The following is a 26,015-nucleotide window of genomic DNA, read 5'->3' as shown; positions in this document are numbered from 1 at the left end:
GTATGAAGGCGACCCATGAACAAGCGAATCATCAAGCTCGCAGACGCGAGCCACAGTCTGTTTTCCCGCTTTGTCGATCTGGTGGGAATTTCAGTCTCAATGGTGCTGCTCGCACGGCACTTTGGCTTGTTTCATGGGTTGGACGAGATGTCCCTGGTCACGCTGGGCATGGTGGTCTTCTTTCTGGTCTCCCAGAATACCGGGCTCTATTGCAGCCGGGTTCGTAAACATCTGGCGCAGTCTCTGCTGCGCCTCATCTTCTCCTGGTTGGTAACTGCTACCCTGCTCTACCTGCTGGTCTATCTGGTTCCCATCTTTAAACCCTACCACCCCTTCCCGCTGGAGCTGGCGGTGCTCTGGCTTGCCATGGCCTGCCTCATTTCCACCGGCTATCGGGTGTTGTACCGACTGGTGACCCTCTGGTTCAGCGATGCCTCCTGCTGTCGGCGTGTGGCCATCATTGGCGTGACTCCGGCCGGACTGGCGCTGGAGAAATCCCTGTGGGAGAGTCCGCGTCACGATATCCAAATGCTCGGATTTTTCGATGCCCGTAGCGAAGAGCGCTTCGGTTACCCGACTCGCAGTCCTCTGTTGGGTGATGTCGATGAGCTGCTCGAGCTGGCACGCAAAGGGCTGGTCGACGAAATCTATCTAGCGCTGCCTCTGACCGCCCGGGAGCGTATCAATCACTACCTCTACGAACTCTCCGACACCACGGTTAATACCTATCTGGTTCCCGATTTCTACGAGTACGGCCTGACCGTGTCCCACATCGATCGGGTGGGCGATATCTATACCTTCAGCTTTTTCGATTCCCCGTTCGAAGGGGGCGCCGCCCTGCTCAAACGCATTGAAGATCTGGTGCTGGGTTCACTCATCCTGCTGCTCATCTCTCCGGTTATGGCGCTGGTGGCTCTCGGGGTGCGTCTCTCTTCCCCTGGACCCGTGCTCTTCAAGCAGGATCGCTACGGCCTGGGGGGGAAACGGATCCAGGTCTGGAAATTCCGCTCCATGCGCGTCATGGAGAATGATGCCGTGGTGACTCAGGCAACCAGAGGCGATCCCAGAGTGACGCCATTCGGTGCGTTTTTGCGTCGTACCTCGCTGGATGAGCTGCCGCAGTTTTTCAATGTGATTCAGGGCTCCATGTCGATCGTGGGGCCGCGTCCCCATGCCGTGGCGCACAACGAGCAGTACCGCTCACTGGTGGAGCGGTACATGCTGCGCCACAAGGTCAAACCGGGGATTACCGGGCTGGCCCAGATAAATGGATTTCGTGGTGAAACCGACACCCTCGACAAGATGGAGATGCGGGTCAAGTTCGATCTCAAGTACATCCAGTACTGGTCGCTCGGACTGGATTTCAAAGTCATTTTCCTGACTGTATTCAAGGGGTTTGTCGGTGCGTCAGCTTACTAGCCTCGTTTGCGCCGGACTGCTGCTCTCCCCCTCTCTTTCAGTCCGTGCCGAGGTCACTCCCTTATCCCATCAGGGGCCGCTGGGTCTGGAGGTCCAGACCGAGATGGAGAGTCGTTATGGTCACGACAGCAACCTGCTGTGGCTGCGTGACAGTGGTCAGGCGATTGGCTCCGATTTCATCGGAATCACCCCGGAATTTCGCATGGTGGGCAAACGCGGCCTGGATCGCTATCAGTTCAGCTATCTGGGTGACTATCGTCGCTATGGCAGCAGCCATGGGGATGGCTATGCCGATCACCAGTTCCAGTTTGACGGCAGCTGGCGCTTCTCCCTGCGCAACGCCTTCAAGCTGATGTACCAGTATCGGCTGGGCCATGAGGCGCGTGGCGAGGGGCTGACCGAAGGCTTTATGTTGCAGGGGGATGAGAAGGCTGGCGGTGATGCCACTTTCGGCTGGTTCAACATTGCCGAGCCGTTGCGCTTCAAACGCAGCGAAGTGGGTGGCCGCTACAGTTATGGCGCTCCCGATGCCAGAGGCAAGCTGGAGCTGGCGCTCTCCCACAAGGAGCTGGGCTATCTCGACAAGCACCTCTACCAGCATGACTTTGAACGCTATATGGCCGAGCAGGAGTGGCAGGAGAACACCGCCATTGTCGAGCTGTTCGATCAGGTGAGCCATGTCAGCCGTTTTCGTTACACCCTGCAGACCAATCTGCGACGCTATCCGGCCAATCCGCGCAAGGATTCCGACGAGTTTTTTCTTATCACCGGGGTGATGAGCCAGCTGACCGGCAAGACCCGGATCGATGCCAATATCGGCGGGATCTACAAGCGTTTCGTCAATGATCCACAGGCGGAGAGTTTCAAAGGGCTGAACTGGGATCTGCGTCTGGAGTGGCAACCGCTCGCTTACAGCAAGCTCGCGCTGCTCTCCAGCCGGACCATTCGTGATCCGGGTAGTGACGGCGGCTATGTCAGCAGCCAGCTATATGGCGCCGAGTGGCTGCACCACTGGTCACCCGGAGTGGCGACCACGCTCTCTTATCACGATATCCGGGATGATTATCACCAGTCGGTGGTCTGTGGTAACGACAACCGCCACCGTCAGGACGATATCCATCGCTGGGGCATGGGCATCAGCTACGACATTCGTCCCTCCGTCAATCTGGGGCTCCACTACCAGCAGGCCGACTCAGGTTCCAGCTTTGCCGGGCAGCCCATCGACATCGGCGGCAATTGCTATGGCCGTGCCCTCGGTTACGACAAACAACAGCTTTCTCTTTCACTCAAGGTAGCCATTTAACATGAACAAAAGCGTAATGGTGCTTCTGCTTGGCTGGTTGTTCAGCCTGTCGGTCTGGGCTGGCCAGAGCCCGCAAGGCAACGATTCCGCCTACCGGCTGGCACCGGGGGACGAGGTCGAAATCCGGGTGTATGGCGAGCAGGATCTGTCGATGAAGTTCAAGGTCGATACCAGTGGTCATGTCAATTACCCCTATCTGGGTCAGGTGCTGCTGATGGGCCATACCACCGCTGAGGTGGCCGAGCTGCTGACCAGAGGGCTCAAGCACGGTGTGCTGCTCGACCCCATGGTGACGGTCAACGTGACCACTTTCCGCCAGGTGTTTGTTGCTGGCGAGGTGGCTCACCCGGGTGGCTACGAATACCAGCCCGGCCTGACGGTGGAGAAGGCCGTCGCGCTGGCGGGTGGTTTCACCGATCGCGCCGCCAGACGGGATATCAGCCTGCGCCTCAATGGCAGCGATCAGTTGCTGGAAGAGGTGAGCCTGCAACGGCAGCTCAATCCGGGCGACATCATCACCATCGAACAAAGTTTCTTCTGATCCAGGACGCTCTTCATGACTTCATTGTTGGTTGAAAATGGCCGTGCGCTAGAGAGTCGCCTCGATTTCAGCGGCCCCTGGCGGGTGCTCAAGGCAAACTGGTGGAAGGTGGTGCTGTTTGCCGCCGTGGTGACCCTTGTGGCAGCCCCCTTTATCCTCAGCATGCCACCCTACTACCAGTCCAGTGCGACCCTGCTGCTGAAGGCTGATGCCAACAGCGCTTCACCTATCGAGCCCGTCTATCGGGTCGATACCAGCCGCCGCGAGTACTACAACACCCAGTTCGAGCTGCTCAAGTCACGCCGGGTGGCCGAGAAGGTGGTCACTCATCTGGGCTTGGCCGAGTTGCCGGAATTCAACGGGCAGCCCAATCCCGACAGCTGGTTTAGCCGCATCAAGGGATTCTGGAGTGCCGGACATCAGGAGGATGCCTCCTCACGCCACCAGCATGCGCTGGAGTATCTGGCCAGACACCTGACCGTCTCGCCGGTGCGCGATACCCAGCTGGTCAGCATAGGGTTCGAATCCCGCTCTCCCGAGCTGGCCGCCAGCGTCGCCAATGAGGTGGCCCAGACTTACATCGATCTCAATGTGGAGGAGCGGGTCGATGCCAACACCACGGCATCGCACTGGAACCAGAGCCGGCTGGTGGAGATAAAGGCCAGTCTGGAGAAGCAGGAGAAGCAGCTCGGCGATTTTCTTGCCCGCAATGATCTGCTGACGTTTCGCGGCGTAGATGGTCTGCAAACCGAAGAGCTCGGTATCATCACCAACAAGTACGCGGATGCCCGCGAGCGGCGGCTGGCGGCGCAGGCCGAATTCCAGTCCATTCAGGAGTACGGCCGCAATCCGGCGGCGCTGGCTTCCCTGCCCGAGGTCTCCAACCACCCCCAGATGCAGGATCTGCGCATCGCCCTCATCAAGGCCCAGCAGGAGCTCTCCGAGCTGGCCAAGCGTTATGGCCCCAAGCATGACCGTATTCTGCAGGCCGAGGCGCGCATCAAGGCGCTCAATACCCAATCAAACCAGCTGATGCGGGAGATTGCCGACGGTATCGAGGATCGCTATCAGAGCAGCCAGCGCAAGGAGCAGGAGTACCTCGCCCAGCTTGACGAGAAGAAGCGGGAGTTCTCCTCGCTGGCGGTCAAGAAGGATGAGTACAACAACCTGAAGAACAATATCGACAAGACCCGTCAGCTCTATAACGAGCTGTTTCGCCGTCAGGAAGAGACCCGCCTGAACGCTCAGCTGCACGAGTCGAATGCCATCCTCTACGACGCGGCATCGGTGCCCTTGCTGCCTGCCAAACCAAACAAGATGCTGTTTCTGCTGATGGTGGTGATCATGGCGGGCATGGTTGCCGTGCTGGTAGTCATCACTGTCGGAGCGCTGCGCAATACCCTGGATCGTCTGAGCCAGCTGGTCTCCCAGCTCGGTGGTCGGGTGCTTGGTGAAATCCCGCGGCTGGCAGCCCTGCAGGATCAGAGTGCTCTGCTGCGGGTGGGGGCGGTCAATCCCAGAGTAGGTGCCAGTGCCGATGACCTCTACGCCATCATGCGGCTGGAGCCGGGTCAGCTGCAGCGCATCATGATCACCTCGACCCGTGCTGGTGAGGGCAAGTCGACGCTGGCGGCTCTCTGTGCCGCCAGCTTTGCCCGCCATGAGCGAGTGCTGCTGGTGGATGGGGATCTGCGCCGGGGCTCCCTTGGTCGCCAGTTGCTGGGGCAGGCAGCCAGACCGGGGTTGGCCGAGCTGCTCGCAGGCGAAGCCGATTTGGCTGCCTGTCTGGTGCCAAAAGAGGGATTGACCCTGCTGCCGGCTGGCCAGCCGGTCTCCTCCCCGCTGGCACTGCTTGGCTCGCCACGCTGGAGCGAACTGCTGGCAACTCTGGCCGGGCAGTTTGACCGCATCATAGTGGACACCCCTGCGCTGGAAGTCGGCAAGGATGCCCTGCTGCTGGGGCAGCCGCTGGATGGTGCCATTCATGTGATCCAGTCCGGCCAGCTGCCGGCCAGTCGGGTGCTGAGCGTGCTGGCACAGCTGCGGGATGCCAGAGTGGCGGTTCTGGGGACTGTGCTGACCCAGGTCGCCGAACGGGATCTGGAAGGGGCGGAGAACCTGAGATTCTGTGGTGCTCCCACCCGGGGCGCACTATGAAACTGCTGCGCAGCATCACCACCATAGGGGGTGCTTCTGTGCTATCCCAGCTGATCGGGGCGCTCTCGGTCTGGTCACTGTCGCACAAGTTCGACATGGCTGCGGTCGGGCTCTATGCCCTCAGCTACAGTCTGGTGCTGATCGGTGCCCAGCTTGCCACCTTTGCCTCGCAACTGCTGTTGCCCAAGCTGGAGGAGGCCGAGCTGCCCGGCAACCTGATCTTTTCCCTGTTGCAGGTCTTGCTACTCCCCATCCCCTATGTGCTGGTGGTGGTCTGCTTTTTCTCGCTGCCGCTCTGGCCGCTCTACCTGCTGACCGTGACCCACGGGCTGATCCTCATCGCCGAGAATCTGGCTCTGCGGGCCGGCCACTACCAGCGGCTCGGTCTGCAGCGTATCTCGGCCTCTGCCGTGGTGCTGCTCTGCCTGCTGCTGGCCCCAGACATGACGCACTTCTATCAGTTATGGGCCTGTCTGTTGCTGCTGGTGATCGGGTGCTGGTTGTGGTCTGCCTTTGCCTGGCACAGTTCCATGCTGAGAGAGGCTGCCCCGCGCCACCTGCTGCACTTCTTCTCCCGCCATAAAGCGCATCTGGCTGGTGTCGGCAGTGCCGAGGTGCTGGCGATGGTGACGGCCAATCTGCCGACCGTGCTGATCAACTTCTGGTTTTCCCCTCTGGTGGCTGGCTACTTTGCCGTGGTCAACCGCTTCTGTCTGGCGCCCGTGGTGATTGTCGGCAACGCCATCCGCCACTCCATCTTCTCGCGATGGTCGGAGGATTTTCGCCTGCGCCGTTTCAACGGGGAGGAGTTTCGCAAGGTGAAGCGGCTGCTGCTGGCGATGGGCAGTGCGGCCACCCTCGGGATCCTCATCTGCTATCCGCTGGTGATGAAGTGGTTCTTCAATGCGGAGTGGATCGCCTCCATCGATACCTCCCGCTACATGTTGCCCTATGTCTTTACTGCGGTGGCCATCTGCCCGCTGACCGTAATCGAGCTGGTGTTCGGCTCGCCCCGCTACTTTTTGCGGATCCAGCTTGAGCAACTGCTGGTCGTAGTGATTGCCTTCGTGCTGCTGCCCTGGCTGCAGCAGGAGTACGAGCTCTGCGTGCTGGCTTTCTCTCTGCTGACTGCGGTGCGCTACGGCTTCGTCTTTTTGCGGGTCAACCGCCGGGCTGCCGAGTTGCAGGGGCGGATGGAGCTGCCCTCGTGAACAGTGCCCTCATCATGCAGGCCAATCTGCTGCTGTCGCTGGTGATCTGCGGCCTGGCCCAGTACGTCACCGGTATTACGGCCTTCCTCTGGCTGCCCTTCCTGCTGGCCATTGCCACCTTGATGTTGCTGCCGCTGCAGACGCGTTACAGCCCGTTGCGGCTCGACTATCAGGAGAAGGTGCTGCTGCTGCTCTACTGTGGCTTGCTGGTGCTGGCGCTGCTGGGCACCCTGCTTCAGCAGGGGGGCATGGTGACTATCATCGGTTTCAAGAACGAGCTGGCGCTCTCTCTGCTGCTTCCCTGCCTGTTGCTCGGCTTTTGCCGCGAGTCACAGATTTACCGCATCATGAAGCTGGTGGAGTGGGTCTTCTACCTGCAGATCCCGGTGGTGCTGTTTCAGGTGCTGGTGGTGGTGCCGAAGCGGGTGGCAATGCGCGGCGAGTTTGAGAAGTGGGACTCGGTGGTCGGTACTTTCGGGGGGGATCCCATGGGGGGCGGCAATACCGGTGCACTCGGCTTCTTCTGCCTGCTGGTGATGCTGATCAAGCTCTCCGAGTTTCGCCACGGCCTCATTTCGCGTCGTTCGGTCGCTTTTCACATTCTTGCCGCCTTTGCCATTTGCGTGCTGGCCGAGGTGAAGTTCGTCATCCTGTTGTCCCCCTTGCTGCTGGCCTGGGTCTGGCTCTCGCCAAGCTATGTCAGGGGGATGAAGAGCTATGACCTCAAGCGTCTGTTGCTGATTGCGCTGGCGATGACTGCACTGGTGGCCGTGGCCGTTCTGGTGCTGGCTGCCTCCTACTCATCCGCGTTCGAGGGGGCCGGGCAACAGGGGGCCATTGAGCTGTTTATCGACTCCCTCGGCTATATCTTCGATCCCAACCACATCAACCCGGAAACCGGCGAGCTGGGGCGGGTGACGACTCTCATTTTTTGGGCCAGCAACGGTGATCACCACGGTCTCAGCAATCTGCTGTTTGGTTATGGCCTCAACACCACCAACCATGGCAGCACCCTGCCCGGTTTTCTCAACCCCCTGTTCAACGTGCTGCTCGACTCCACCTCCCTCAGCGTGTTGCTGTGGGAGGTCGGGCTGATGGGCACCCTGATCTTCATCGCGCTGATCGTTCTGCTGCTCTGGTGCTGCCGTCCCCGCCCGTTGCTGGATCGCCAGCTGCTGAGCGCGGCAGATGTGCGTCTGCTCAGCTACCAACCCGCTTTCATCGCGTTCGGGATCGCCTGCCTGCTGAGCTTGCCTTACAGCCAGCTGCTGATGCTGATCCCGGTGCAGCAGTTCCTCTTCTATTTCGTGCTGGGTGCCGCCCTGGTGATCCGTTCTTCGGTTCGGCAGGCCACCAGCTCTTGTGAGGTGTCATGACTCCATCCCCCCTTATCTCCGTCATCATCAAGACCTACAACGAGGAGGCTGGGATTGCCGACACCATAGCCAGCATCAGGAGCGCTCTGGCCGACTACTCCCACCAGATTATCGTGGCGGACAGTCTCTCGACCGACCGTACCCAGTCGCTCGCCTGCCAGCTGGGAGTGACTGTGGTGAGCCTGACCAACCCGGCCGATCGCTGTTGTGGTGTGGGGCCACAGCTTGGCTACCTCTTCAGCGAAGGGGAGTTCCTGCTGCTGCTTGATGGCGACATGAAGCTGGAGCCGGAGTTTGTGCCGGCCGCTATTGCGCACATGCACTCCCACCCCGAATGCGGTGGCGTGGCCGGGCGGGCCGAGATGGATGATGCCCACAGCTATGAGTTCAAGTCGCGCAAGCAGCGCATCAACCAGATCTACCCGCTGGGCGAGTCGCGCTGGCTGTGTGGTGGCGGCCTGTTTCGACGCCGCGCCATCGAGCAGATCGGCTATCTCACCAATCGCAACCTGCACGGTTACGAAGAGGCGGAGCTGGGCATCCGGCTGCGTCAGGCTGGCTATCGGCTGGAGCGGCTCGATGTCCCCTTCTTCTTTCACACCTCCCACACCATGGACTCCTTTGCCCTGATCCGTTACCGCTGGCGCATGGGGTATCTGTTTGCCAGCGGGGAGCTGGTGCGCTCGGCGTGGGGACAGCCCTATTTTCGCGAGGTGCTGTCGGTGATCCGCTCCGAGCTGCTGTTCGGGCTCTACCTGCTGACACTCCTGTTCTGCGTACTGCTTTTCGTAGCCGGGCTGCCGTTCTGGTTGCCGTTGCTGACGTTGGCACCGCTGGGTGGCTTCATCGCTCTCAAGTGGTTGAAGAACCGCTCCCTGCAAGATGCCCTGCGCAGTGTCATGAACCTCTCCATCTATGCAGCCGGGCTGGTGCGCGGCCTGCTGTTGCCCCAGCGCTCCCCGCGCGAGGCGCCCGCCCATCGTCTGATCCAGGAGTCATTGCCGTGAAGGTGCTCTTTGCCAACAAGTTCTTTTTCATGAAGGGGGGGGCCGAGACAGTCCTCTTTCAGGAGCGGGAGATGGTGCGTCAGGCTGGTCATCAGGTGATCGACTTTGCCATGCAGCATCCGGATAACCTCCCCTCGCCCCAGAGTGGCTACTTTCCGGCCAACGTCGATTATCACCAGCGGCACGGGCTCTTCGATCGGCTGAAGATCGCCGCTCGCTTCATCCACAATCAGGGGGCCTGTGATCGGCTGGCGGAGCTTATCCGTGCAGAGCGGCCCGATATCGTTCACTTTCATAACATCTACCACCAGCTCACCCCGGCGATCATCCGGGTGGCCAAATCCCTGGGCTGCAAGACGGTGCTGACAGCCCACGACTACAAGGTGGCCTGTCCCAACTACAGCATGCTGGTCGATGGCGAGCCGTTCGAGCTGACCCGGATCGAGGGTTCTTGGCTCAAGCTGTTTCGCCATCAGTGGCAGGAGGGTTCGTGGGGCAAGAGCCTGCTGCTCTCTGCTGAGGCGGCCTGGCAACAGTGGCGCCGCAACTATGAGCAGGTCGATGCATTGGTGGCGCCGAGCGCCTTCATGGCCGGGATGCTTCGCACCCGGCTGCCCGCTTCCCGCATCGAGGTGATCCTCAATGGTATCGATGTCGAGTCGAGCCGTGAAAGCGGAGAGGATCGGGGGTACTTTCTGTTCCTCGGCCGCCTGATGGCCGAGAAAGGGGTCGAGACGCTTGCCCGTGCCCATCAGCGCATGACGCGGCCGGCGGGCCTCAAAATTGTGGGCGGTGGCCCGCTGCTGGCGCACCTCGGGCAGCATTATCCCAATGCCGAACTGCTGGGGTTCAAGCAGGGGGAAGAGTTGCTCGATCTGCTGCGTCACGCCAAGGCCGTGGTGGTGCCGTCCGAGTGGTACGAGAACTGCTCCATGTCGGTGCTGGAGGCGATGGCCTACGGCAAACCGGTGATCGGGGCTCGAATTGGCGGGATTCCTGAGCAGATCCGCGACGGTCTCGATGGCCTGCTGTTCGAGGCGGGCAATGCCGACGAGCTGGCCCGCAGCATGGACAGGCTGGTGGCCGAGCCGGAGCAGACGGCTGCCATGGGGCGTTCGGCCCGTCAGCGGCTGATCGACCGCTACTCCCTCGCCAGCCACCAGCAAGCCCTGCTGGCGCTCTACCAGTCGTTGCTTGAGGAGCAGAGATGAGTTTCTGGCACGAGTTAAAAGCCGAACTGGCGCTCAATCCGAGCAAGACGGCGCGCCTGTTCCTGCTCTGCTACCGGCTGGCACAGGGAGACCGCTTTATGAGGCTGCCCGGCTTGTTGCTGCTCAAGGGATTCAAGCTGCTGTGTGGCCTCGATATCTCGCCAAGAGCCCGGCTGGGTTGGGGTCTGCGCCTCTATCACCCGCAGAATATCGTCATCGGTGACGGTGTGCAGATGGGGCGTGACTGCACCCTGCGCCACAACTGCACCCTGGGCAACAAGCCTGATCGCCAAAGCGGCCAGCTCCTCTCGCCCACCGTGGGGGACGGGGTCGAGTTCGGCACCGGCGCCATCGTCATCGGGGCCATCGCCATTGGTGATCATGCCTGTGTCGGTGCCGGCGCCGTCGTTACTCGTTCCATCCCGGTTCGCGCCGTTGTTGCGGGCAATCCCGCCAGAATCATTCGAGAAGATCATGAAGCAGATTAGTGTGACCGTACTCGGTACCCGGGGGATCCCCCATGTACTGGGCGGTGTCGAAACCCATTGTCAGTCCCTCTATCCGGAGCTGCACCGCCAGTTCGAAGTGGCCGCGACCGTGCTGGCTCGCGCCCCCTATGTGAATTACCGAAGCGGCGAGTTTGAAGGGGTGGCTCTCAAGGCATTGCCCGCCCCCAAAAAGAAGTCGCTGGAGGCAATCCTCCACTCTCTGCTCGCGGCTTTTTACTGCCGCAGCCATGCCTGCGATCTGGTGCATGTCCATGCCATCGGACCGGGTCTGGTGGTGCCGCTGCTGAGGTTGCTTGGCAAACGGGTGGTCTTTACCCATCACGGCCCCGACTATGACCGCCAGAAGTGGGGGACGCTGGCCAAGTGGGTATTACGCCTTGGCGAGCGCTGGGCGGTACGTTATGCCAGCGAGGTGATCGTCATCTCCGAAGTGATCAACGAGGCGATCCGCCGCCAGTACGATCGCCAGGATGCCCACCTCATCTACAACGGGGTGAAACGGGTCGAGCTACCGGCAGCGGACAAGAGGGAGCTGACGCTGGCCCGTTTCGGACTGACCGCTGGCAGCTATCTGGTGGCGGTGGGCCGCTTCGTCGAGGAGAAGGGGCTGCACGATCTCATCGCCGCCTATCGCCAGCTCGATACCGAGCTGCCGCTGGTGCTGGTGGGGGATACGGATCATCCGACCCCCTACAGCGAGCGCTTGCAGCGAATAGCGGATGAAACGCCGGGGGTAATCCGTACCGGTTTCCTCAATGGCGAGGCGCTGATCAGCGTCTTTTCACAGGCGGCCCTGTTTGCCATGCCCTCTTATCACGAGGGGTTGCCGATCGCCCTGCTGGAGGCGCTCTCCTTCTCCCTGCCGGTGGTGGTGAGTGACATTCCCGCCAATCTGGCGGTGGCGCTGCAACAGGAGTGCTATTTCCCGGTCGGCGATGTGAGTGCGCTGGCAGAGCGACTCAACGCCCAGCTGACCCGCGGCAAGGTCGATTACAGCGACTATCTGCAGCGGTATGATTGGCAGCGGATCGCCGGCCAGACCATGGAGGTCTACCGCAAGGCCGTGGGCCAGCCGCAAGGAGAGAAGCAATGAACCCGCTACAGCAGAAGTCGCAGGGGGCGATAGACCGCTTCTACCGTGCCCTCTCCCCCGAGGTGGCCGAGAGCCTGAGCGAAACCCAGCGCGACGGTATCGAGCAGGCGCTGCGGCTGATGAGTGATGGCAAGTCGCACGCCATCAACGTCAACAGCGCTTTCGGCATCGGTCGCTGGCGCTGCTATCTGGTGGTGCTGATGGGACGGGATCGCCGTCACCGCGGGCGGGAAAGCGGCTTTCGCTTTCACCTCAAGGTGCTGCTGACCACCCTGCTGTTGCTGCTGGGGCTCTGCGGCATGGTGCTGCTGCTCTATCTGGTGAAGTCAGCCCTTGGCATCGACATCTTCAAGCACTTCTCGTTCGGGGTGTGGGATCTGTTTAAAAAGAGCGTGCTGATGTGATGAAAGAGGGCTCCTGCGGGAGCCCTCTTGCGTTACTGGATGTCGATCTCGGCCAGACGATACCAGCCACTCTCTTCCAGACCGGCAATGCCGAGCTGCAAAGCGGGCTGCTTGTCCTGACCGATGAAGGCCAGCTCGAGATAGTAGTGACCGCGTGCCATCCGGCCCGGCAGGGTCAGGCTGTCACGAGTGGTAGCCTTGCGGCCCGGGATCCAGCGGGTCATGTCGTTGCGGGTCACCAGCATGGCGCCAACCTGCCCTTCCTCGTTGACCAGCCGGTAGGTGAGAGGCCAGTTGCGATAGGCCGGCGCTACTCCGTCGTTGTGCCAGTCACCGTTGAGGGCAAGGGTAGCCCCCGGCTTCATGGTTCCCTTGAGGGTCAGCTGGTCCAGCACGATGCGATAGCCCATCTTGCGCAGGGCATTGTCGACGATGGGTCGATATTGGGACGGAACCGGATCCGACTTGAGATTGATGGTGGAGGCGTGTTGGGCCAGCGCCCAGTCAAAGGTGGCCTTGACCTCCTCCATGGTGTACTGCTGCTGGCCTGGCCACTCGCTCAGCTTGCCGCACACCTCGAAACTGACCGGCGCCCGCTGCCAGCTGGAGTCGAAGTTCGCCACATCGGTGCGGGCGCTCGCCAGTCGTTCCGGGTAGGCATTGCGCATGTGGCTCCAGCTTTGGGAGAAGTGGTGCCAGTCGCCGAGGCAGTCTGCCCGCCAGCCGGCTCCCTTGCCCACGGCATACTCGAACATGGGCGGGTTGTTGATCAGCATCAGCTTGGGGGTTCGCGGAAAAGCGGCCATCTGCAGGTCAACATAGGGTTTGAGCTGCTCACTGCTGTAGCGCTGTTCCAGCGTCGGGCCGGGGAAGTTGCTCATGTGCCACTCCCCCCATGAACCTATCATGCCGATGTCGACATGACTCAGCGCCGGATTGCCATCGTAATGGTCTCCCAGCGCCTGGAACAGCCGGGTGGCCCGGGCGAGGAACTGCGGGTCGCTGTAGTCGGGCACAAAGGTCTGGTGGTTGTTCGCCCACTCTCCCCGAATCCCCTTGTTGATGAGCCACTCCGGGATCTTGCTGCCAGAGAAGGGCTCATCAAGGGTCATGACCCTGAGGGCAATCGACTGTTTCGGGGTGGCGTGCTGTGCCTGATCGATGGCCCTGTCGATCAGGGCAAAGTTGTATTCGCCCTCCCGTGGCTCCAGCTCGCTCCAGTAGAAACGGAAGTAGTCGACCGTGCTGACCGGATGTTCGGCCAGAGAGAGGGGATGACCCCAGCTGTTGTGAAACTCTTCGATACCGACGCCGGGATTGTGCAAGAGGTCTTCGACCGGTTCGGGATGAATGGTGAGGGTACCGGCCAGAGCTCCCTGAGCCCATAGCAAGCCGGAATAGAGCAGGATCCTGCCCGGATGCATTTTCATGTGATCGTCCGCCTGTGGAACATGGTTGCATGCTAGGAAATTGGCGGACAAAGGCCCAGCCGGTTCCGCTTTTTTCGAGAAGAACCGACTGAAGCCTTTGTTGTCTAGGTCAGAGATTGACGGAGGTTGTGCCCTCAGTCGTCATTGTCATGTCCGGCTGGGCGGGACTCGACACTCTGTTGCCCCATCACCTGATACCAGTCGAGCTTGCGGGTCAGCATCATGATCAGCGCCAGGGTGGCGAACAGCAGCAGGGCGCCGAGCAGCAGGGCGATCTCTTCGGCTTGCAGCAGGCTGTAGAGGATGGCATAGACCAGCCCGAGCAGCGCTGCGAAGCCGATCCCCTGCTTCGGGCCACTCAGCACATGACTGAGGTAGAAGCCGTTGAGCAGCACGCTGGCCAGCGCGGCCACCAGATAGGCCCAGCCAAAACCGAGGTGCTCGGTCAGGGCCAGCAGCACCAGATAGAAGATAGCCAGCCCCATGCCTACCAGCGCGTACTGGATCGGGTGAACCCTCAGCCCCTTGAGCAGCTCGAACATAAAGAAGCTGATAAAGGTGAGGCCGATGAAGAGCAGGGCATATTTGGCCGCCCGTTCGTTGAGCTGATAGTGATCCACCGGCTGCACCAGACTGACGCTGAAGGTGGAGAGATTGCTATCGCCCCCGTTCATCATCCGGTTGAAGCGGGTCTCCATGTCGCTGGCGAACCAGCTGGTTTGCCAGTTGGCCTCAAACCCTTGTGGGCTCAGGGTGCGACTGCCCGGCAGAAAGTCGCCGATAAAGTTGGGGTGGGGCCAGTTGCCCGCCAGCTGCAGGGTGCTCTCCTTGCCCAGCGGGACTATGTCGAGGGCGTTCATCCCCTGTAGATTGAGCTCCAGATGGAAGGTGCCATCCTGCTGCGGCAGGCTGTCGATCGGGGCATGGATACCCGCGAGCGCATCACCGAGGCGGGCGCCGGGGGCAAACGGGATCCGCTGTGTGCCGAGTTGCAGTTCGGGGACGCTGTTGATACCGCGGGCATCGGAGAGTACCAGACTCAGGTAGGGTTTGCCTGCCACCAGCTCATCATCCCCGGCGAGCGGCGCGCTCTCTTGTAGTTGAGCTGCTGTCGGCAAACGGCCGGAGAGGGAGAGCCGGGTCTGATAGACCTGCGCCTGATAGATGCCGAGCTTGCGCGGAGTCACCTCCATGATGGCCTGCACGTCCAGCTGTTCCGGCAGCAGGTAGCGATAGGTCTGCTCCTGACGGACGAAGCGCTTGCCATCCTGCTCGACCGTCACCGAACGGGTATAGGGCTGCACGATAACCGGCCCCATCAGCCGTTGCGGGCCACTGCTGCTGGCCATGATGCTCTGGATCGCCTGATTGCGGTAAATCTGCCGCTCCCGGTTCAGCTCCATGATGGATTGCACCGGTACCATCAGCAGCAGGCTGAGCAACAGAAGCAGAAAGATCTTGTGGGTGAATATCTGTTTGACCATGACACGTCTCCTTGTTGGATGGAGTGAGTCTGTCAGTCCGGTGTGAAGTGGTGATGGGTCTGTGTGAAGTGGTGGTGAAGGGGGATAAAAAAACCGGCATTGCGCCGGTTTCTGGAGGAATTACAGGGTCTTCAGCTTCCCGGGCAATGCGGCCAGCACCTCTTCTTTCGCCTTGAGCGAGGCGAACTGCTTGCCGGGCTTTTGCACCACGGTATGGACAAAGATCAGCTGTTTGCCCGGTTTGCTGGCCCAGCCGACGAACCAGCCGATCTGCTGATCGCGGTTGAGGCTGCCATCCAGCTTCTTCGGGTAGCCCATGCCGGTCTTGCCGTGGATCTGCCAGCCGTCGATCTCGCTCACCTTGAGGATATTGGCGGTGTACTGCAGGGTCTGCGCCGAGACCGGCAGCTTGCCGCTGAGCATCTTGCCGAGGAAGCGGGCCTGCTCCTCCGGACTGATGGCGAGGCTGGAGCTGAGCCAGGCCTGGGTCAGGCCGTCATGTTTGCCCGGATTACCGGAGAGATCCCGATTGCCGTAGTCGAAGCGGTCGACATATTGCTGGAAGCGCTCCATCCCCAGCCATTCGGTGAGCTGCTGGGAAAACCAGACCACCGAGTAGGTTTCCCAGCGGCGTGGGGTAGTGGTTTCGCGCCAGGCGGGCAGCCAGCCGTCATAGCTCGGTTTGTAAGGCAGTGCCGGATGCTCTTCATCCACCAGATAGCCACTGTCGTAACCCATCAGCGCCAGCGGGATCTTGAAGGTGGACGCGGGCGGCAGCTGGCTGGAGCAGTCCCCTTCGCTGGAGAGGGACTGGCCGTTGCCGTCAGCATAGAGAAAGCAGCCGCTGGCGGCGGAGGCAGGCAGGGCTGCGAGCAGACCGGCAGCCAGCAGGCTGGAGATAAGCAGGCGGGACATAGCATTTCCTTGAGCAAATGGATGAGAGAAAGCGGCAGTCTAATGCCGCTTTGTGTGGGGAATGTGAAGTTGCGGGGGGACTAGGCGAACGGCAGCCAGAGTTCCGCCAGCGCGCCTCCCTCTGGCCGGTTGCTCAGGGTCAGACGACCGCCATGCTGGTGGGCTACTTCATGGGCGAAGCTGAGCCCCAGACCACTGCTCTTGCCCTTGTCCGGGCGTGGCAGAGAGTAGAAGCGCTCGAAGATGCGCGGCAATGCGTAGTCGGGAATGCCGGGGCCGCTGTCGGTGACCCGAAAACAGTAGCCCTCCTCCTGCTGGCTGCCGCTCAGGGTGACCTGCCCGTTGGCGGGAGAGAAGTCGATGGCGTTATCCAGCAGGTTGCCGATGGCCTGCTCCACCAGCAGCGGATCCCACTTCTGTTTCGGCGCGCTGGCCAGCTCGGCTACCAGCACCACCTGACGGCGCTGGGCGATGATCTGGCGGGCGTCGAGGGTGCGCTTGCCCAGTTTTGCCGGTTCCACCGATTGGCGATCCAGCCCCTGCCCCGATTCCAGCCGCGCCAGTTGCAGCATTCGCTCGATCAGCTGCTGCATGCGGGCGGTTTCCAGATTGATGTTGCCGATAAAGCGTTTGGCAACTTCGGGGGGCGGCGTTTCGGCCAAAATCTCCCCTGCCCCGCGAATGGCGGCCAGAGGGCTCTTCAGCTCGTGGGTCAGGCTGTGCACATAGGCTTCTATGTAGCTTTTGCCATCGAGCTGGTGGCGCATGGTCTCCAGCGAGCGGCCGAGCCGATCCAGCTCGACGGTGTGCAACTGCGGCAGCGGTGCCGCCTCCCCCTTGCTGACCGAGTCGGCGTAGTGCACCAGCTTGCCGATGGCGCGGTTGAGCCACCACACCAGCAGGCTGCCGATCAGCAGCGAGATGAGCAGCATCTGGCCGCCAGCCCGTAGCAGCTCCTGTTCCCCCCGCTCGATGGCTGGCATCAGGGTGCGATTGGGTTTGGCGACGGTGAGGGAGCCGATGATCTCGGCCCCCTCCCGCAGCGGCGCCGCCACATACATGGTCGAGCTGGCGGCATCGTCGGGATCGGTGCGGGTGCTGCGGGCGCCATACTTGCCGCGTAGAGTGCGGTAGACATCGTTCCAGCGGGAATAGTCCTTGCCCAGATCCGTGCCGTCGGAGTCGTAAATCACCATACCCTTCTGGTCAGTGACATAGATGCGGTACTCCGCCTGCTGCTTGAGGTGGCCATCGATCATCGCATTGATGGGATTCTGGTTGAGGCGGGCGAAGGCGCTGGCCAACCGCCCGTTCATCATATTGCCCTCTTTCAGATCATCGAGGGCGAGCGGCGCCAGCAGCTGGGTCATGTCCACCAGAGTATCCTCGGTGGCGCTGCGCACCCCGGGTTTTATCTCCTCGACGAAGATCTCCAGCACGAACCAGGCGGCCAGCGCGAAGATCAGCAGCAGGCCGCACAGCAGTTGCAACCCGAGTCTCATGCCAGCTCCAGGCTGTAGCCCAGCCCGCGGTGGGTGAGGATCAGGTTGGCCTCGGGATCATGTTCGCGCAGCTTGGCGCGGATGGTCTTGATGTGGGTATCGACGGTGCGATCCAGACTCTCCTCCGCATCCTGCCACACCAGATCCATCAGCTGCTGGCGGGAGTAGACCCGCCCCGGCGCCTGCATCAGGGTCTTGAGCAGCAGATATTCGTAACGGGTGAGGGCCAGCGGCTGACCGCGAAAGTGAATGCGGGCACGCTCCTCATCCAGTACCAGCAGGGCGCTGGGTTGGGGAGCGACGGGTTGGCTGCGGCGCAGGATGACCCGCACCCGGGCACACACTTCCCGTGGCGAGAAGGGTTTGGCCACATAGTCGTCGGCACCTATCTCCAGCCCGATCAGTCGGTCTATCTCCTCGCTGCGGGCGGTGAGGAACATCAGGGGAATATCGGTCAGCGCCCTCACCTGCTTGCAGAGTTCGAAGCCGCTGATGTCGGGCAGCCCCACATCGAGGATCAGGAAGTCGGGTCGCGTCTGTTCCAGTCGTGTCAGCAACTGCTGGCCCAGCATGAACCACTCCACCTCGAACCCGTCGGTCTGCAGGGCATAAATCAGGGTGTCGGCGATGCTGGCCTCATCCTCCACCAGCCAGATGACTCTCTTTTGCATGGCATCCTCGTCGCAAATTGGCACCCCATTCTGGCATCGAACCAAATCGGATCCTATTTGCTGTTTTATTTTTCCGAAAAAGGAGCTAATATTTCGATGTTCTTTCGAATCGAAACTTAAAAATGACCAAACGTAATACTCAACAACGCCGACACACCATAGTGACCCTGGTACAAGAGCAGGGTGAAGTGAGCGTCGACGCCCTCGCCAAACACTTTTCTACCTCCGAAGTGACCATCCGTAAAGATCTGGCGGTACTGGAGACCGGCGGTCTGCTGCTGCGCCGTTACGGTGGTGCTGTCCCTTTGCCGAGCGAGATGGTGGTCGAGGCCAATCCTGAACAAGTTTCGAACCGAAAGTTAGCCATTGCCCGTGCGGCGGCCGAGCGGCTGCGTGATCACAACCGCGTCATCATCGACAGCGGCAGTACCACCAGCGCCATGATCCCCATGCTGGGCAACAAGCGAGGCCTCATCGTGATGACCAACTCCCTCAATGTGGCCGGTGCCCTGCGCGAGCTGGAAAATGAGCCTACCCTGTTAATGACCGGTGGCACTTGGGACCCTCACTCCGAATCCTTCCAGGGGCAGGTGGCGGAACAGGTGCTGCGCTCCTACGACTTCGACCAGCTCTTTATCGGTGCCGACGGCATCGACCCGGAGCGTGGCACCACCACCTTCAACGAGCTGGTGGGCCTGTCGCGGGTCATGGCCGAGGTGTCGCGGGAGGTCATTGTGATGGTCGAATCGGAAAAGATCGGCCGCAAGATCCCCAATCTCGAACTTCCCTGGTCGAGCATCCATACCCTGGTGACCGACGAGGGGCTGGCCAGCGAGGCCAGAGAACAGATTCAAGCCCAGGGGGTGACGCTTATCTGCGCCCCGGTCACTTGCTGACATCGAGCTCTGAACCATCCAACTGACTTTACGATTTGCATCTCAAGGAGAAGTGTATGTGTGGCATCGTCGGGGCTGTTGCCCAACGTGATGTGGCTGAAATTCTGGTAGAGGGCCTGCGCCGTCTGGAGTACCGCGGTTACGACTCGGCCGGTGTGGCCGTGTTCAGCGCCAACCAGCCGTTGCAGCGGGTTCGCCGTCTGGGCAAGGTGGCCGAGCTGGCCAAGGCGCTTGACGAGCAGTCCGTCCACGGCGGTACCGGCATCGCCCATACCCGCTGGGCCACTCACGGCGAGCCCTCCGAGCGCAATGCCCACCCCCACGTCTCCGAGCATATCGTGGTGGTACACAACGGCATCATCGAGAACCACGAAGAGCTGCGGGAAGAGTTGAAGGCGCTGGGCTATGTGTTCAGCTCCGACACCGATACCGAGGTGATTGCCCATTTGGTCCATCATGAGCTGAAGAGCGCCGGCAGCCTGCTGGCCGCCATGCAGACTGCGGTGAAGCAGCTGCGCGGTGCCTACGGTACCGTGGTGATGGACAGTCGCGACGACAGCCGCGTGGTGGTGGCCCGCTCCGGTTCACCGCTGGTGATCGGTCGCGGTATCGGCGAGAACTTTATCGCCTCCGACCAGATGGCGCTGCTGCCGGTGACCCGTCGCTTCATCTTCCTGGAAGAGGGTGATGTGGCCGAAGTGACCCGCCGCGATGTGCATATCTTCGATACCAACGGTAACGCCGTGGTGCGTGAAGAGCAGGAGTCCGAACTCTCCCACGATGCCGGTGACAAGGGCGAATACCGTCACTACATGCTCAAAGAGATCCACGAGCAACCCAAAGCGATCACCAACACCCTGGAAGGGCGTCTGGGCAGCGATCACGTGGTGGTCGAATCGTTCGGCAACGGTGCGCGCGCCATCTTTGACAAGGTGGAGCACGTGCAGATCGTCGCCTGCGGCACCTCCTACCACTCCGGCATGGTGGCTCGCTACTGGTTCGAAGAGATCGCTGGCGTCTCCTGCGATGTGGAGATCGCCTCCGAGTTCCGCTATCGCAAATCGGTAGTGCGCCCCAACAGCCTGCTGGTGACCCTCTCCCAGAGCGGCGAGACCGCCGATACCCTGGCGGCGCTGCGTCTGGCCAAGGAATCCGGCTACATGAGCTCGCTGGCTATCTGCAACGTGCCGGGCTCCTCGCTGGTGCGTGAATCGGATCTGGCCTTTATGACCCGCGCGGGGGCAGAAATTGGAGTGGCCTCCACCAAGGCGTTCACCACCCAGCTGGCTGGCCTGCTGATGCTGGTGGCCTCCGTCGGTCACTGCCGTGGCCACCTGAGCGCCGCCGCCGAGGCTGAACTGGTCAAGGCGCTGCAAGCCCTGCCGCTGCGTATTAAAGAGAGTCTGGCGCTGGCCAAGGATATCGAAACCCTGGCCGAAGAGTTTGCCGACAAGCAGCACAGCCTGTTCCTCGGCCGTGGCAGCCAGTACCCCATCGCCATGGAAGGGGCGCTCAAGCTCAAAGAGATCTCCTACATCCACGCCGAAGCCTACGCCGCTGGCGAGCTGAAGCATGGCCCGCTGGCGCTGATCGATGCCGAGATGCCCATCATAGTGGTGGCGCCGAACAACGATCTGCTGGAGAAGCTCAAGTCCAACGTGGAAGAGGTGCGTGCCCGTGGCGGTATCCTCTACGTGTTCGCCGATGCCGACACCGGCTTCAAGAGCGACGAGACCATGCGGGTCATGAACCTCAACCATGTGGAAGAGGTGATCGCCCCCATCGTCTATACCGTGCCGCTGCAGCTGCTCTCCTACCACGTCGCCCTGATCAAGGGCACTGACGTCGACCAGCCGCGCAACCTGGCAAAATCGGTGACCGTCGAGTAAGTCACTCTCTGATCAGTCACTTTCTGAAATGAAAAAGAGCCGCAATTGCGGCTCTTTTTGTTGCTGCTGAGGGTTACGACAGCCGCAGGTTGGTGATGGTGACCTCGTCGAGGGAGGGCACTATGATGCCGCTGGTGATCCCCTTGGCGATGGCCTGGCTGCGGTTCTTCGAGTCGGTCTTGTTGGTCACCTGGGTCAGGTGAAAGTTGACCGTCCGCTCGCTGATGCCAAGGATGGTGGCGATCTCCCAGGAGGTTTTGCCCTCGCTGGCCCAGAACAGGCACTCCTTCTCCCGATCCGACAGTTCGGTCAGGTACTTCATCAGGTCAGGCCGGCTTTTTATCAGTTGCAGCGCGGAGTTGAAGATGTAGCTGGCGCAGAATGACAGCAAGGGAACGTTTTCAAACATCAGATCAGAGTTGGACTTCTCCTTGGTGATGAATGAGAGGATACCGTGCTCCCCCTGCGGGGTGTGGAGCGGGAAGGATACGCCGTTGCGCACCCCGAAATCGGCAGCCAGATTCATCACATCGCGGCTGGCGCTGGGCAGCCAGGGCGAGTCGCAGTCGAGTTTGTTCCAGAAGATAGGCTGGGTCTGTTTCAGCCCCAGATAGACCACCGGATCCTGGGTCAGATACTGGTTTTCGCTGTAGGCGTCAAACCAGCTGGTTGGACAGTTGTTGAATAGTGCCACGTGGGATTTCTGCATGCTGATGGGGAAAATAATCAACAGCCGGAAGTAATCAAAGCCCATTTGATGACTGAAGCGTTCCAGTTGTTGCTGGATATCGCTGGTTTTTGTTGCCTTGGTGAACTTGTCGATATGTTCCCAGATCGCATCGTTGAGCATGACTTTCTCCTTTTTCGATCTCTATCACACTGATCGAAAAGATTTTTTCTCGTTATTTATATTTGTGCGGTGGCTATTGGCGCCACTTATTCCGTGCGTGTCTAAAAATTATCCTGTTTTTGTGCATAAAGGCCAAGAAAATCCTCTCGTTGCCAGTCCGCCCCACATTTGAGATAATGATAATAGTTATCATTAGTAAGATGTATTTCAATGAACAAATTATGGGGTGTGGCCCTGCTGCCACTGTCAGTCCACTTTGCTGCCATCGGGGATGAGCTGGTTGCTCCCGCCCTCAAGAACAGCATAGCTGCCGGGAAAGCCTCCCAGCAGCGGGTGGAAAAAGCCGCCGATGCCGCCGTTGCCGCCCGACTGGAGCTGCAAAATGCCCAGCTGCAACTGCGTGACCTCGAAGCCTACAACCGCTACATGCAATCTCTGGTGGCCGATCAGCAAAATGAGCTGGGTAAATTGAGCCAGCAGCTGGAAGCGGTGCAAGAGACCCGTCAGGGCTTGATCCCGCTGATGTTGCAGATGCAGGCAGATCTGGAACAGCTGGTGCAAAATGACATCCCGCTGCGCAAGGAAGATCGTTTGGCGCGGGTTGAACAGTTGAAAGCGACCTTGGCCCGCGCAGACGTTAGCGAGGCGGAGAAATTCCGTCAGTTGCTGCAGGCCTATCAGATTGAAGCCGAGTACGGCAGCCGGATGGACAGCTATTCCGCCGAGCTGGAGCTGGATGGTGCTCCGCGTCGGGTCGATGTGCTGGCGCTGGGTCGGGTCTCCCTGCTGGCAATGACGGCCGATCGCAGTCAGGCATGGCGCTGGTCTGCCGAGTCTAAGCAGTGGCAAGCCCTCGATAGCCAGTGGCTCTCCCCCATCGCCGAGGCGATGGATGTGGCCGCCGACAAGAAAGTTCCCCAGTTGCTCAATGTCCCCCTCTCTGTCAGCCGCAGTCAGGAGGCCCAATCATGAGAGTCACCATGAAGTGGTTCCCCCTCCTTATTGCCCTCTCCTGCGGTGCCAACGCCGCTGTCGCCGATGAGTGGCAGCAGCAGGAACAGGCTCGTGAACAGCAGGCTCAACAAGATCTGGCATCTGTTTCCAAAGAGCTGAACAGTGCCCGCGCCAAATTGGCCGAGGCCCAGCGCCTGAGCAAGGAGCTGGCCGGCAAGTTCGCCAGCAACGAGAAGCAGCTGGTCGAGCTTAACGCCCAGTGGGAGCAAGCCTCCGGCGACATGAACGAGATCTTCGCGGTCACCCGTCAGGGCGCCAGCGATGCGGTCAAGCTGCTGAGCGAATCCGCCGTCGAGGGCCAGTACCCGGAGCGTCTCGCCCCGCTGAAAACCATGGCACAGGATAAACAGGTGCCGGATCGCGCCGCCCTCGCCCTGCTGCCCGCCACGCTGCTGCAGGAGATCCGCGAATCTGGCCGGATTGCTCAGTTCAACGGCAAGGTGCTCGATGCCCAGGGGGCTGCCAGCGAGCAGTCGCTGACCCGGGTTGGCAGTTTTGCCCTGCTGGGGAGCGAAGGCTTCCTGCAACCGACCGCCGAAGGCTTGAGCCCGGTACTGGGTCTGCCCGGTAGCGTGCTCTCTGCCGTTGCGGCTTATCAGGGTCAGGAAGGGGAAGCGCTGCCGCTGGATCCTTCTCATGGCACTCTGCTGGCGATGCTGGCACAGGCACCCACCTTCTGGCAGCAGGTACAACAAGGTGGTCAGGTCGGCGCCATTATCGTGCTGTTGGCCGCCATCGGTTTGAGTATCGCTGCGGTACGGCTGTGGAGCCTCTCCCGCGAACTGGGTCGGGTGCGCCGCCAGCTCAAGAGCGGCGAGTATCACGCCGACAACGCCCTTGGCCGGGTGCTGACGGTGGCAGACAAACACCCCGAGCTGAGCATGGAGACCCTCGAACTGCGTCTTGATGAGGCGATCCTGCAGGAGACTCCTCGCATGGAGCGCGGCATCGGCATGGTCAAGGTGATCGCGGCCATCGCCCCCATGTTGGGCCTGCTCGGTACCGTGACCGGGATGATCGGCACCTTCCAGGCCATCACCCAGTTTGGCACCGGCGATCCCAAGATCATGGCGGGCGGCATCTCCATGGCGCTGGTTACCACGGTACAGGGTCTGGTTGCTGCCATTCCGCTGATCCTGGCCCACAGCCTGCTGCAATCGCGCTTCACCGAGCTTTCCAATGTACTGGAGCAGCAGGTAGCCGGCATTCTGGCCGAGCGCGCCGAGAGCAATAACGGCGGGATGGAGCGAGCAGCATGATGCTCGACATCTGGCAACAGCTGCAGAGTTTCATGGGCCGTGGCGGCCCTGTGCTCTGGGTCATTCTGGCCCTGCTGGTGCTGATGTGGATTTTGATGATCGAGCGGCTGCTCTACCTCAATCTGGGTTTTGGCTCCTTGCAGCAACAGCTGCTCGGCCGCTGGCAGGCCCGCAGCGAGCGCCACAGTTGGCACGCCCGAGCGATCCGCAGCCGCTGGCTGGCACAGGCGGAGCTGGAACTGAACCGTCATCTGATCTTCATCCGCACCCTGGTGGTGCTCTGCCCCATGCTGGGGCTGCTGGGCACTGTGACCGGCATGATCGGTGTATTCGATGCGTTGGCTGCGGCCAACCGCTTTAACCCGGAGAGCATGGCGGGCGGGATCTCCCGCGCCACCATCCCCACCATGGCGGGCATGGTGGTGGCACTCTCCGGCGTGTTGTTACTCAGTCGGCTCGAGAGTCAGGCCAAGCGTGCGCTGGCCAAGACCCGGGACGGCCTGCGAGAAGAGAAGGTAATGCAATGAGACGGCAATCCAAACGCCAGCGTGACGAAGTGCAGATCGACATGACCCCCATGCTGGATATCGTGTTCATCATGCTGATCTTCTTTATTGTCACCACCTCCTTCGTGCGTGAAGCCGGGCTCGAGGTGCACAGGCCCCAGGCCAGTCAGGCCAAGGCGCAGAAATCCTCCAGCATCATGCTGGCGATCGGGGCTCAGGGTCAGATCTTCCTCGACCGCAAGCAGATCGATGTGGAGCGGGTGCAGGCCACCATTGCCCGTCTGCTGGCGGAGCAACCCGATGCCAGCCTGGTGATCCAGGCTGACGAGCGGGTGCCCCACGGCAAGGTGGTGCGGGTGATGGATGAGGCCAAGGCGGCGGGTATCGCCAATATCGCCGTGGCGGTGGCGCCGAAATGAAATACAAGCTGATGAGCCTGGGGCTGGGGATCGCCCTCAGTCTGGGCATCCTGCTGTTTATGGCCACGCTGGTTGAACCGCCCCGGGGCGAGAAGGTGGCGAGCGAACAGAAGCCCATCGTCATCAATATGCAGAACGAGGTGACCGAGGTGCAGGTGCGCGAGCGTCCGGTGCCACAGGAGCCCGAGCCTCTGCCAGAGCCTCCCGCGGCATTGGCCTCGACACCGTTGCCGATGCCTGCCGCGGCCCCCTTGGCGGCCGTTGAGCCGAGTCTGGATCTGGTCTCCAGCCTCAGCGCGGTGCAGGTCTATGCCCCCGGCGTGGCGACCAGTACCGCACCGGTATTGAGTGGCAACTATCACGGCCAGCAGCAGGGAGCGGGTATCGGAGCAGGTGACATGCTGATGCCGCTGCAACGGATCGAGCCGGTCTACCCCTATCGTGCCCAGCAGTCAGGGATCGAAGGATTTGTCACCCTGCGCTTTAGCGTGAATGCCGAAGGTGGCGTGCAGGATGTGGAAGTGGTCGAGGCCAAACCCAAACGTCAGTTCGAGCGGGCGGCCATTCAGGCGATCAACAAGTGGCGCTATCAGCCGAGACCGGGCGCCACCGACAAGCTGGTGCAAGTCATCACGCTCAAATTCAAACTGGAGTCATAACTATGTTGCGGATCTGGATCTGTCTGCTTGCCCTGGTCGGCCAAGCCTGTCTGGCGATGGAGGTCAGCCCTCACTTCTCCCGTCAGCTTGAACCCGTGATGAAGCTCTATCAGTCCGGTCAGTGGCAACAAGCCCAGAGCAAGGCATCCGGCCTCAAGCCAAATAGCGATGCCGAGCGTGCCTGGCTGGCGCAGTTGCAAGCCTCGCTGGCGGCCAATCTGCAACAGACCGCCCAGGCGAGCCGTTATGTCGAACAGGCTCTTGCCTATAAAGAGTGGCCCGAGCAGCAA

The 26,015-nt window shown here is 61.0% G+C and carries 25 protein-coding genes (1 of these 25 running past the window's edge); 19 read left to right on the top strand and 6 right to left on the bottom strand.

Features of this window, described 5'->3' with window-relative positions; genetic code table 11:
* The first annotated feature begins 15 nt into the window (after nt 1-15).
* From I6L44_RS16570 to I6L44_RS16520, 11 genes are read left to right on the top strand one after another with little or no spacing between them, the layout of a single operon-like run.
* A complete protein-coding gene (locus I6L44_RS16570; protein ID WP_216952480.1) occupies nt 16-1,419 on the top strand; it encodes an undecaprenyl-phosphate glucose phosphotransferase in 1,404 nt (467 codons plus the stop codon).
* Nucleotides 1,403-2,722, top strand: a complete 1,320-nt coding sequence (locus I6L44_RS16565; protein WP_216952476.1) for an outer membrane beta-barrel protein — start codon at nt 1,403-1,405, stop codon at nt 2,720-2,722. Before I6L44_RS16570 ends, I6L44_RS16565 begins: the two co-directional genes overlap by 17 nt.
* 1 nt (nt 2,723) lies before the next feature.
* Nucleotides 2,724-3,263 (top strand): polysaccharide biosynthesis/export family protein, encoded by a 540-nt coding sequence (locus I6L44_RS16560; RefSeq protein WP_216952474.1) that lies wholly within the window; start codon nt 2,724-2,726, stop codon nt 3,261-3,263.
* Nucleotides 3,264-3,278: 15 nt separating this feature from the next.
* Nucleotides 3,279-5,420, top strand: a complete 2,142-nt coding sequence (locus I6L44_RS16555; RefSeq protein WP_216952472.1) for a polysaccharide biosynthesis tyrosine autokinase — start codon at nt 3,279-3,281, stop codon at nt 5,418-5,420.
* A complete protein-coding gene (locus tag I6L44_RS16550; protein WP_216952470.1) occupies nt 5,417-6,631 on the top strand; it encodes a lipopolysaccharide biosynthesis protein in 1,215 nt (404 codons plus the stop codon). The genes I6L44_RS16555 and I6L44_RS16550 overlap by 4 nt, the downstream gene beginning before the upstream one ends.
* Nucleotides 6,628-8,007: a capsular biosynthesis protein gene (locus I6L44_RS16545; RefSeq protein ID WP_254204231.1), complete on the top strand. Its 1,380-nt coding sequence runs from the start codon at nt 6,628-6,630 to the stop codon at nt 8,005-8,007. Before I6L44_RS16550 ends, I6L44_RS16545 begins: the two co-directional genes overlap by 4 nt.
* Complete coding sequence (locus tag I6L44_RS16540; RefSeq protein WP_216952468.1) at nt 8,004-9,014, top strand: glycosyltransferase; 1,011 nt, start codon at nt 8,004-8,006, stop codon at nt 9,012-9,014. The genes I6L44_RS16545 and I6L44_RS16540 overlap by 4 nt, the downstream gene beginning before the upstream one ends.
* A complete protein-coding gene (locus tag I6L44_RS16535; RefSeq protein WP_216952467.1) occupies nt 9,011-10,225 on the top strand; it encodes a glycosyltransferase family 4 protein in 1,215 nt (404 codons plus the stop codon). Before I6L44_RS16540 ends, I6L44_RS16535 begins: the two co-directional genes overlap by 4 nt.
* Nucleotides 10,222-10,713 carry a serine acetyltransferase gene (locus I6L44_RS16530; RefSeq protein ID WP_216952466.1) on the top strand — a complete coding sequence of 164 codons (492 nt, stop codon included), beginning with the start codon at nt 10,222-10,224 and terminating at the stop codon, nt 10,711-10,713. The genes I6L44_RS16535 and I6L44_RS16530 overlap by 4 nt, the downstream gene beginning before the upstream one ends.
* On the top strand, nt 10,700-11,827 hold the full coding sequence (locus I6L44_RS16525) for a glycosyltransferase family 4 protein (protein ID WP_216952465.1): 1,128 nt from the start codon (nt 10,700-10,702) through the stop codon (nt 11,825-11,827). Before I6L44_RS16530 ends, I6L44_RS16525 begins: the two co-directional genes overlap by 14 nt.
* Nucleotides 11,824-12,231: a hypothetical protein gene (locus tag I6L44_RS16520; protein ID WP_216952464.1), complete on the top strand. Its 408-nt coding sequence runs from the start codon at nt 11,824-11,826 to the stop codon at nt 12,229-12,231. The genes I6L44_RS16525 and I6L44_RS16520 overlap by 4 nt, the downstream gene beginning before the upstream one ends.
* Before the next feature lie 32 nt (nt 12,232-12,263).
* Here the strand turns inward: I6L44_RS16520 and I6L44_RS16515 are convergent, their stop codons facing one another.
* From I6L44_RS16515 to blrA, 5 genes are all read right to left on the bottom strand, one after another.
* Nucleotides 12,264-13,661 (bottom strand): DUF4832 domain-containing protein, encoded by a 1,398-nt coding sequence (locus I6L44_RS16515; protein WP_216952463.1) that lies wholly within the window; start codon nt 13,659-13,661, stop codon nt 12,264-12,266.
* A gap of 134 nt (nt 13,662-13,795) precedes the next feature.
* Entirely contained in the window at nt 13,796-15,145 is a 1,350-nt protein-coding gene (gene creD, locus I6L44_RS16510; RefSeq protein ID WP_216952462.1) for a cell envelope integrity protein CreD, read from the bottom strand.
* A 120-nt stretch (nt 15,146-15,265) separates the two neighbouring features.
* Nucleotides 15,266-16,060, bottom strand: coding sequence for an OXA-12 family class D beta-lactamase (blaOXA, locus tag I6L44_RS16505; RefSeq protein ID WP_216952460.1), 795 nt, complete (start codon nt 16,058-16,060; stop codon nt 15,266-15,268).
* Nucleotides 16,061-16,140: 80 nt separating this feature from the next.
* Nucleotides 16,141-17,562 (bottom strand): beta-lactam sensor histidine kinase BlrB, encoded by a 1,422-nt coding sequence (gene blrB / locus I6L44_RS16500; RefSeq protein WP_216952458.1) that lies wholly within the window; start codon nt 17,560-17,562, stop codon nt 16,141-16,143.
* A complete protein-coding gene (gene blrA / locus I6L44_RS16495; RefSeq protein ID WP_033138557.1) occupies nt 17,559-18,233 on the bottom strand; it encodes a beta-lactam response regulator transcription factor BlrA in 675 nt (224 codons plus the stop codon). Before blrA ends, blrB begins: the two co-directional genes overlap by 4 nt.
* A 122-nt stretch (nt 18,234-18,355) precedes the next feature.
* Here blrA and I6L44_RS16490 point away from each other — a divergent pair, with 122 nt between their 5' ends.
* Nucleotides 18,356-19,129: a DeoR/GlpR family DNA-binding transcription regulator gene (locus I6L44_RS16490; RefSeq protein ID WP_005339356.1), complete on the top strand. Its 774-nt coding sequence runs from the start codon at nt 18,356-18,358 to the stop codon at nt 19,127-19,129.
* A 56-nt stretch (nt 19,130-19,185) separates the two neighbouring features.
* On the top strand, nt 19,186-21,018 hold the full coding sequence (gene glmS / locus I6L44_RS16485) for a glutamine--fructose-6-phosphate transaminase (isomerizing) (RefSeq protein WP_005355853.1): 1,833 nt from the start codon (nt 19,186-19,188) through the stop codon (nt 21,016-21,018).
* A gap of 73 nt (nt 21,019-21,091) precedes the next feature.
* Here glmS and I6L44_RS16480 read toward each other — a convergent pair whose 3' ends face one another.
* On the bottom strand, nt 21,092-21,868 hold the full coding sequence (locus I6L44_RS16480; protein ID WP_216952456.1) for a LuxR family transcriptional regulator: 777 nt from the start codon (nt 21,866-21,868) through the stop codon (nt 21,092-21,094).
* Nucleotides 21,869-22,078: 210 nt separating this feature from the next.
* Here I6L44_RS16480 and I6L44_RS16475 point away from each other — a divergent pair, with 210 nt between their 5' ends.
* The 6 genes in view from I6L44_RS16475 to I6L44_RS16450 are tightly spaced (at most 2 nt apart) and all read left to right on the top strand, a layout consistent with a single transcriptional unit that may run on beyond the window.
* The gene (locus I6L44_RS16475) at nt 22,079-22,840 is read left to right on the top strand and encodes a DUF3450 domain-containing protein (protein ID WP_005339362.1); all 762 of its coding nucleotides are present in this window, start codon (nt 22,079-22,081) and stop codon (nt 22,838-22,840) included.
* A complete protein-coding gene (locus tag I6L44_RS16470) occupies nt 22,837-24,141 on the top strand; it encodes a MotA/TolQ/ExbB proton channel family protein (RefSeq protein ID WP_216952454.1) in 1,305 nt (434 codons plus the stop codon). Before I6L44_RS16475 ends, I6L44_RS16470 begins: the two co-directional genes overlap by 4 nt.
* A complete protein-coding gene (locus I6L44_RS16465) occupies nt 24,138-24,668 on the top strand; it encodes a MotA/TolQ/ExbB proton channel family protein (protein WP_216952452.1) in 531 nt (176 codons plus the stop codon). Before I6L44_RS16470 ends, I6L44_RS16465 begins: the two co-directional genes overlap by 4 nt.
* Nucleotides 24,665-25,066, top strand: a complete 402-nt coding sequence (locus tag I6L44_RS16460; protein ID WP_005339369.1) for a biopolymer transporter ExbD — start codon at nt 24,665-24,667, stop codon at nt 25,064-25,066. The genes I6L44_RS16465 and I6L44_RS16460 overlap by 4 nt, the downstream gene beginning before the upstream one ends.
* Complete coding sequence (locus I6L44_RS16455; RefSeq protein WP_005339371.1) at nt 25,063-25,725, top strand: energy transducer TonB; 663 nt, start codon at nt 25,063-25,065, stop codon at nt 25,723-25,725. The genes I6L44_RS16460 and I6L44_RS16455 overlap by 4 nt, the downstream gene beginning before the upstream one ends.
* A gap of 2 nt (nt 25,726-25,727) precedes the next feature.
* Nucleotides 25,728-26,015 carry the 5' end (the start) of a hypothetical protein gene (locus I6L44_RS16450; protein ID WP_216952450.1) on the top strand. 891 nt of this gene lie beyond the right edge of the window, so 288 of the gene's 1,179 nt are visible here — the first part of the coding sequence; it begins with the start codon at nt 25,728-25,730; the stop codon falls past the right edge of the window.

It is taken from the genome of Aeromonas sp. FDAARGOS 1414 (assembly GCF_019047065.1).
In the GTDB taxonomy this organism is placed as follows: domain Bacteria; phylum Pseudomonadota; class Gammaproteobacteria; order Enterobacterales; family Aeromonadaceae; genus Aeromonas; species Aeromonas veronii_A.
Note: the sequence above shows the minus strand (reverse complement) of the source record. Positions and strands in the feature narration are given on the sequence as shown.

Coding starts and splice junctions, on each gene's coding strand:
- blaOXA (WP_216952460.1), bottom strand. CDS start 16,060: ATGTCCCGCCTGCTTATCTCCAGCCTGCTGGCTGCCGGTCTGCTCGCA.
- I6L44_RS16490 (WP_005339356.1), top strand. CDS start 18,356: ATGACCAAACGTAATACTCAACAACGCCGACACACCATAGTGACCCTG.
- I6L44_RS16520 (WP_216952464.1), top strand. CDS start 11,824: ATGAACCCGCTACAGCAGAAGTCGCAGGGGGCGATAGACCGCTTCTAC.
- I6L44_RS16475 (WP_005339362.1), top strand. CDS start 22,079: ATGAACAAATTATGGGGTGTGGCCCTGCTGCCACTGTCAGTCCACTTT.
- I6L44_RS16515 (WP_216952463.1), bottom strand. CDS start 13,661: ATGAAAATGCATCCGGGCAGGATCCTGCTCTATTCCGGCTTGCTATGG.
- I6L44_RS16460 (WP_005339369.1), top strand. CDS start 24,665: ATGAGACGGCAATCCAAACGCCAGCGTGACGAAGTGCAGATCGACATG.
- I6L44_RS16570 (WP_216952480.1), top strand. CDS start 16: ATGAACAAGCGAATCATCAAGCTCGCAGACGCGAGCCACAGTCTGTTT.
- I6L44_RS16525 (WP_216952465.1), top strand. CDS start 10,700: ATGAAGCAGATTAGTGTGACCGTACTCGGTACCCGGGGGATCCCCCAT.
- I6L44_RS16550 (WP_216952470.1), top strand. CDS start 5,417: ATGAAACTGCTGCGCAGCATCACCACCATAGGGGGTGCTTCTGTGCTA.
- creD (WP_216952462.1), bottom strand. CDS start 15,145: ATGGTCAAACAGATATTCACCCACAAGATCTTTCTGCTTCTGTTGCTC.
- I6L44_RS16540 (WP_216952468.1), top strand. CDS start 8,004: ATGACTCCATCCCCCCTTATCTCCGTCATCATCAAGACCTACAACGAG.
- I6L44_RS16555 (WP_216952472.1), top strand. CDS start 3,279: ATGACTTCATTGTTGGTTGAAAATGGCCGTGCGCTAGAGAGTCGCCTC.
- blrA (WP_033138557.1), bottom strand. CDS start 18,233: ATGCAAAAGAGAGTCATCTGGCTGGTGGAGGATGAGGCCAGCATCGCC.
- I6L44_RS16480 (WP_216952456.1), bottom strand. CDS start 21,868: ATGCTCAACGATGCGATCTGGGAACATATCGACAAGTTCACCAAGGCA.
- I6L44_RS16560 (WP_216952474.1), top strand. CDS start 2,724: ATGAACAAAAGCGTAATGGTGCTTCTGCTTGGCTGGTTGTTCAGCCTG.
- glmS (WP_005355853.1), top strand. CDS start 19,186: ATGTGTGGCATCGTCGGGGCTGTTGCCCAACGTGATGTGGCTGAAATT.
- blrB (WP_216952458.1), bottom strand. CDS start 17,562: ATGAGACTCGGGTTGCAACTGCTGTGCGGCCTGCTGCTGATCTTCGCG.
- I6L44_RS16455 (WP_005339371.1), top strand. CDS start 25,063: ATGAAATACAAGCTGATGAGCCTGGGGCTGGGGATCGCCCTCAGTCTG.
- I6L44_RS16465 (WP_216952452.1), top strand. CDS start 24,138: ATGATGCTCGACATCTGGCAACAGCTGCAGAGTTTCATGGGCCGTGGC.
- I6L44_RS16470 (WP_216952454.1), top strand. CDS start 22,837: ATGAGAGTCACCATGAAGTGGTTCCCCCTCCTTATTGCCCTCTCCTGC.
- I6L44_RS16530 (WP_216952466.1), top strand. CDS start 10,222: ATGAGTTTCTGGCACGAGTTAAAAGCCGAACTGGCGCTCAATCCGAGC.